The sequence below is a fragment of the Roseitalea sp. genome, from assembly GCF_984466335.1.
Map to the genome: position 1 here is coordinate 1 of NZ_CFIFWG010000208.1, position 4,431 is coordinate 4,431.

General features: G+C 68.4%; 4 protein-coding genes. 2 read left to right on the forward strand and 2 right to left on the reverse strand.

What is annotated here, in order from left to right; all coding sequences use genetic code 11:
• Positions 1–422 (forward strand): hypothetical protein (locus AC5E6L_RS14370; RefSeq protein ID WP_491774193.1); only part of this gene is annotated, 422 nt, incomplete at its 5' end.
• Here the strand turns inward: AC5E6L_RS14370 and AC5E6L_RS14375 are convergent.
• Positions 419–2,608, reverse strand: coding sequence for a transglycosylase domain-containing protein (locus AC5E6L_RS14375; RefSeq protein WP_491229612.1), 2,190 nt, complete (start codon positions 2,606–2,608; stop codon positions 419–421). The genes AC5E6L_RS14370 and AC5E6L_RS14375 overlap by 4 nt on opposite strands.
• Before the next feature lie 260 nt (positions 2,609–2,868).
• Here AC5E6L_RS14375 and AC5E6L_RS14380 point away from each other — a divergent pair, with 260 nt between their 5' ends.
• Positions 2,869–3,903 carry an acyltransferase family protein gene (locus AC5E6L_RS14380; protein ID WP_491774195.1) on the forward strand — a complete coding sequence of 345 codons (1,035 nt, stop codon included), beginning with the start codon at positions 2,869–2,871 and terminating at the stop codon, positions 3,901–3,903.
• A gap of 68 nt (positions 3,904–3,971) precedes the next feature.
• On the opposite strand, the gene AC5E6L_RS14385 is transcribed toward AC5E6L_RS14380, so the two are convergent.
• Positions 3,972–4,431, reverse strand: a 460-nt coding sequence (locus tag AC5E6L_RS14385) for a M20/M25/M40 family metallo-hydrolase (protein ID WP_491774197.1), incomplete at its 5' end; no start/stop codon positions are given.

Genomic DNA, 4,431 nt, shown 5'->3' on the forward strand with positions numbered 1-4,431 from the left:
GGCGCCTGGCGCGCCGTCCGTGCTGGCGGCTATATAAGGAGGTCGATTTTTGCCTGCAAGGCGGCCCATCGGGGATTGTTTTGCAACCCTGGCGCTGGACGTCGAAAAGGCTGCCCGGGTCACGGCGCCGTGAACCGGCGATCGCAGTCCGGCGCCCGGTTCTTCGCGCCAAGGGTCATTGCGGCCTCGGCCCATTTCGAGCGGGGCGTTGTGGTCGAGCACACAAGGGAAGGCATGGAAGCGGCCCGCAAGCGCGGCGTCCGACTGGGCCGGGCGGCGATTTCGATCTCCCCCATCTGAAAGCGATCCATGCCGAAAACGATCACCCGGCAGATGAAACACCGCATGAAGCGGATGCGCGCAAGCCGTCGATGGAAGATCTGACGGCATTGAAGAATGGCGTTGATGGCCCCTTGTGCTAACGGCCCAAAATGGCGTCAAGCACGGTGCGCGATCGCACCTCGCCCACACTGGCCGATGGACGCGGTCCGCCGGTGGACGACGTCACCGTGCGGTCCGGCGACGGCGGAACGAGCCCCCCTCGCCCGTCCGCGCCGGCCATCGGCACGCCGGCCGGAGGAAGCGGCGCCCGGTCGGGACGCGGCAGCGGGATGACGTTGAAGGGCATGTAACCGGGAAGGTCGACAAGCGGCAGGTTCGCATGGGCCGGCCGCATGACCGCGCGCCAAGTCCCGGCGGGCAGGTTGCCGCCCGTCACGTCGCGCATCGGCGTCCCATCGTCATTGCCGAACCAGACGCCGGCGACCAGATGCGCCGTGTAGCCGACGAACCAGGCATCGCGCGCGTTCTGCGTCGTGCCGGTCTTGCCGGCGGCGGGATGGTCGAAACCGGCCGCGCGCGCCGTGCCCGCGCGGATTGTCCGGGTCATCATCCGGTTCATCATGGCGGCAAGATCGGGCGCCAGCACGCGCTGCCGGTTTTGGGTGCGTTCATAGAGCACCTCGCCGTCGGGCGTCGTCACCCGGCGGACGAGATGCGGTTCGGCGCGATAGCCCCCCGTGGCGAACGGCAGATAGGCGGCCGTCAGCTCCTTCAGCGTGACCTCTGAGGTTCCCAGCGCGAGCGAGGCGTTGGCGGCCAGCGTCGATTGGATGCCCATCCGGCGCGCCGTTCGCGCGACATTGCCCGGTCCGGCCTCCATGATCAGTTGAACCGCCACGGAATTGAGCGATTTCGCCAGCGCCGTCTCCAGCGTGACCGCGCCATGGTAGCGGCCGCGATAGTTCTCCGGCGACCAGTCGCCGATCCGGATCGGCGCATCGTTGCGCACCGTGGTGGGTGCGGCACCCTGCCCGAGAGCGGTCAGATAGACGAACGGCTTGAAGGCCGAGCCCGGCTGGCGCCTGGCTTGCGTCGCCCGGTCGAACTGCGAGCGCTCATAGTCGGCCCCGCCGACCAGCGCCCGCACCGCGCCCGACATATCCATGGCGACGAACGCGCCCTGGCTTACATCGTGGTCGGCGCCCTTGTCGGCGATGGCCTTGCGGATCGCGGCCTCGGCCGCCTTCTGCAGCGACAGATCGATGGTCGTGTCGACGATCAGGTCGCGCCGCACCTCGCCGACCAGGTCCGGCAATTCCTCCATGACCGCGTCGGCGACATAGTGATGGGCGCCCGACCAGTAACGGCTGGCGCGGGGTCTGGGCTGGGCGAGCGCGGCGGTCATCTCGCCGTCGGAGACAAGCTCCTGGTCGCGCATGACGGCCAGCACGAGCTGCGCCCGGCGTTCGGCCGCCTCGGGATCGCGGTTGGGCGACAGGCGCGAAGGCGCCCTGAGCAGGCCCGCCAGCAGCGCGGCCTCGGGCAGCGAGACGTCCCGCGCGGATCTGCCGAAATAGCGGCGCGCGGCCGATTCGACGCCATAGGCGCCAGCGCCGAAATAGACCCGGTTGAGATACATTTCGAGGATCTGCTGCTTGGAATAGCTCCGTTCGAGCCAGAAGGCGAGCAGCACCTCCTGCACCTTGCGGCCGATCGTGCGCTCCGGTGTCAGGAACAGGTTCTTGGCGAGCTGCTGCGTCAATGTCGAGCCGCCCTGGACGAGCCGCCTTTCCATGACATTGCGGACCATGGCCCGCGCCAGCCCGATCGGATCGACGCCGAAATGGGAAAAAAAGCGCCGGTCCTCGATGGCCACCACGGCCTTGGGTATGTAGGGGCTCATTTCGTGCAGGCCGAGCGCCTGCCCGCCGGTCGCGCCGCGGTTGGTGACGAGCGCGCCGCCCGAGGCGACGATCTTGACGTTGGGCGGACGGTCCGGAACGGACCAGGTGCTGGCCGAGGGCAGTTGCGCGCCGTACCAGGCGACGAGGCCGACCAGGGCCACGCCCCCCCAGATGCAGGCGATGAGCCCCCAATAGAAAAAGCCGCCGATCAGCCCACGGGCGCGGCCGGTCCTCCTTGACGGGCGGCCGGTCTTGCGGCCACCGGGCCGCTTGCGCTTTCCGCCCGCCTTGCGCGCGCGCTGCGGCGGCGGTGCGGCCCGATCGTCGGCGCTGACGGAAAAATCGGCGCCGGCGCCGCGCCGCTTCCCGTCCTCGAAACGGGGTTCCACACGCGGTTTGCGCCTGGTTTTCGATGAGAACATGCGGACCCGCACAACCGTGACTGCGTACCGGGGTCAGATCCCGGCAACGGCGCGATGATCCTAGAGCCGGGCGATTTAAGGCGGGGTTAACCGGCGGTGACCGCGCCTTGCGCAATGCAGCCCGCCGAGGGGCCGGACGCGGGAACGGCCTCCGGCCGGCTTAACCGGTCGCAAACCATGATCGCGATCGGCGACCCTTCGTTCAGCGAACGGCCACGGCCGCCTGATAGTCCGGCGCAAGGCCGTTCAAGGATATCGATATGCACGGACAGGCACGCATAGGCTGGATCGACCACGCGCGGGGCATTTGCATCATCGTGGTGGTGACGATGCATTCGACCCTGGGCGTGGGTCTTGCCATGGGCGGCGCGGGGTGGCTGCACGGCCTGGTGGCGTTCGCCGAACCGTTCCGCGTGCCCGCCTTCTTCGTCATTGCCGGCCTGTTCGCCCATCGGGTGATGGGCTGGCGGTGGCGGCGCTTCATCGACCGGCGCGTTCTTCACTACGCCTATTTCTACGCGCTGTGGGTGACGATCCAGTTCGCGTTCACGGCGCCGGGCATGGCGGGCGAGATCGGCGTGGCCGGCGCGCTTCAGGCCTATCTGACGGCGTTCGTGCAGCCGTTCGGAACGCTGTGGTTCATCTATCTGCTGCCGGTCTTCTTCGTCCTCGCGCGGCTCGCGGAGCCCCTTCCGGGGCGGCTCGTCCTTGCCGTCGCGGTCATCGCGCACGTGCTGCCCGTCTCGACGGGCTGGCTGGTCGTCGACGAACTCGCCGACTGCCTCGTCTTCTTCCTGGCCGGCCATGCGTTGCGGGACCGCATCATCGCCTTTGCGGGCGGGATTGCGGACAATCCCCTGCCGGCCGTGCTGCTGCTCGCCGTGTGGGCGCCTGTGCATGCGACCGCGATGCAGAACCAGTCCGTTCCGGGAAGCGGCCTGCTTTTGGCCGCCCTCGGCACGGCGGCGATCGTGACGGTCGCGGTGGTCGCGGCGCGGCTGCGTTCCCGGTCGGGCGCGATCGGCGGCCTTGCCTGGATCGGCCGGCATTCGATCGTGATCTACCTGGCGTTCTTCCTTCCCATGGCGGTGACCCGGACCGTGATCGTCAAGACCGGGCTTATAAGCGATGTCGGCCTCGCCGCGCTCGTTACGACGGTTGCCGCGCTCTCAGGGCCGATCGTGCTCTACAGGATGACGAAGATGACCGGTCTCGGCCGGTTCCTGTTCGAGCGACCATCGATCGCGGTCCATGAGCGGCGCGCGGCCGACCGCCCGCCGGCACCCGCCGGTTAGAGCGTTTTCAGCGAAAGTGCGGGCGGTTTCGCGGTTCGAAAACACGACGAATCAAAGAGATAGAGCGGTCAGCGGCGCGCCAGCGCATCAAGGATGCGCGCCCAGGAGCGACGACCCCTGGCGAACGCGTTGAGATCGTATTTCTCGTTCGGTGAATGGATGCGGTCGTCGGCAAGGGCAAAGCCGACCAGGAGCGACTCCATGCCGAGCATCGCCTTGAAGTCGCCGACGACGGGGATCGAGCCGCCCATGCCGATCACGACGGCGGGCTTGGGCCATTCGTCCGACAGCGCCGCCTTGGCGGCGAGGACGGCGGGCGCATCGGCGGCCAGGATGCTGGCGGGCGAGGCGCCATGATCGCTAAACGCGACCGAACAGTCGGCCGGAACGCGACGGCGCACGAAGGCGCGGAAATGCTCGCGGATCGCCTGCGGGTCCTGGCCGGCGACGAGTCGGAAGGATATCTTCGCCGACGCCTCGGCCGGAATGACCGTCTTGAACCCTTCGCCCGTATAGCCGCCGGTGACG